Source organism: Corynebacterium sp. (assembly GCF_012837295.1).
Taxonomy (GTDB): Bacteria; Actinomycetota; Actinomycetes; order Mycobacteriales; family Mycobacteriaceae; genus Corynebacterium.
In genome coordinates this window covers 1-1,761 of record NZ_DURI01000327.1, presented here as the reverse complement: position 1 = coordinate 1,761, position 1,761 = coordinate 1, and the positions used below count along the sequence as shown (strand labels likewise).

2 protein-coding genes are annotated in these 1,761 nt (G+C 71.9%); both read left to right on the top strand.

The genetic code is table 11. The features are described from left to right. Nucleotides 1-993 (top strand): potassium transporter TrkG (locus GX015_RS10805; protein WP_291345066.1); only part of this gene is annotated, 993 nt, incomplete at its 5' end. A gap of 55 nt (nt 994-1,048) precedes the next feature. Continuing rightward, a complete protein-coding gene (locus GX015_RS10800; protein WP_291345068.1) occupies nt 1,049-1,687 on the top strand; it encodes a TrkA family potassium uptake protein in 639 nt (212 codons plus the stop codon). The last annotated feature ends 74 nt before the right edge of the window (nt 1,688-1,761 follow it).

Sequence of the window (1,761 nt, the reverse complement as noted above, 5' to 3'; positions counted from 1 at the left end):
GTCGCCTGGGTGGTCCGGGCGACGGTGCTGTTCACCGCGGTGGTCGAAGTTGTCGTCGCGACCGTGCTGACGCTGCGCTTCCATTGGGCGTACGGCTACGGCTGGCCGCGGGCGGCGTGGGAGGGCGTCTTCCACGCGATCTCAGGGTTCAACAACGCCGGATTCGCCCTGTACACCGACAACGTCGTGGGCTTCGCCTCCGACGCGTGGGTGCTGCTGCCGCTGGCGTTCGCGCTGATGATCGGCGGCATCGGCTTCCCCGTCCTGCTGGAGACCGCCCGCCGCGCCCGCTCCCGGTTCGAGGGGCGCACGCCGCGCCGGTGGAGCCTGACCGCGCGTTTCACCTGGGGCGGCACCGCGCTGCTCGTCCCGGCGGGCACGGCGCTGGTGGCGCCGGGCGAATGGAGGGGAGCGTTGGGTCACCTCGGGTCGGCGCCGACTCGGCTGCTCAACGCGTTCTTCGCCGGCGTCAGCCCCCGCACCGCCGGGTTCAACGCCGTCGACTACGCCGACTTCCACCCATCGACCCTGCTGGGCACCGACGTGCTCATGTTCCTCGGCGGCGGTTCCGGCGGCACCGCCGGCGGCGTGAAGATCACCACCGCCGCCGTCCTCATCGCCGCCATCGTCGCCGAAGTGCGGGGAGACGGCTCCGTGATCTCCAACGGTCGGCGGCTGGGCGTCCGCGTCGTCAGGCAATCCCTCGCGGTGCTCGCCGCGGCGCTGGTCCTGGTCACCGGCGCCACGATGGCCCTGCTGATCCTCGCGCCGCAATTCACCTCGGACCAGATCCTGTTCGAGGTGACCAGCGCGTTCGCGACGGTCGGCTTGTCCACCGGCATCACCGGCCAACTGCCGGTGCCCGCCCAAATGGTCCTCGTAGCCCTCATGTTCGCGGGGCGCGTCGGGCCGCTCGCGCTCGCCGGGGCCCTGGCGGCCCGTGGCCGCGGGCGCCTGTACGACTACCCGGAAGAAAGGCCCTTCATTGGTTAACGCATTCCGCCGCGGCCCCCGCGCGGCAGACGATTCGGCGCCCGCCTCCGGCCCCGTGGTGATCCTCGGGCTGGGCAGATTCGGGCAGGCCCTCGGCGAAGAACTCGTCGCCGGCGGCGTGGAGGTCCTGTGCGTCGACGCCGACGCGAGGGTCGTGCAGGAATGCTCCACGACGTTCGACCACGTGGTCAGCGCCGACACCACCAACCCCGAGGCGCTGCGCCAGCTCGGCGTGGCCGACGCTGGCCGCGTGGTCATCGCCATCGGCTCGAACATCGAGGCATCCGTGCTCACCGCGTCGGCCGTGGTCGACATGGGCGTGCCCAGCATCTGGGCGAAAGCCGACAACCTGGCGCACGCGAAGATCCTCGGGCGGATCGGCGTCCACCACGTCATCCGGCCCGAGGCCGACACCGGCCGCCGCGTCGCGCACCTCATGGGCGGGCGCGTGCAGGACTACCTGGAATTCGACCGGGGGTTCTCGGTGGCGAAGATCGCCCCGCCGGTGCCCGTGCTGGACCGCCGCGTCGGCGAGATCAACGCGCGCGGCGATTCGCCGGTGCAGATCCTGGCCATCCGGCCGCGGGGAGAGTCCTTCCGGCGGGCCATCGCCGACGACGTGATCCGCGCCGGCGACCTCGTCATCGCCGCCGGGCCCGTCGAGGCGCTGGAGGAGTTCGCCGCGCGGAGGTGACCGGGTGAACTGAATCGGGTGATCCGAACCCGGGGCCACCCGATCCGGGCCACGTGGAATACTTGGGTTCGTGG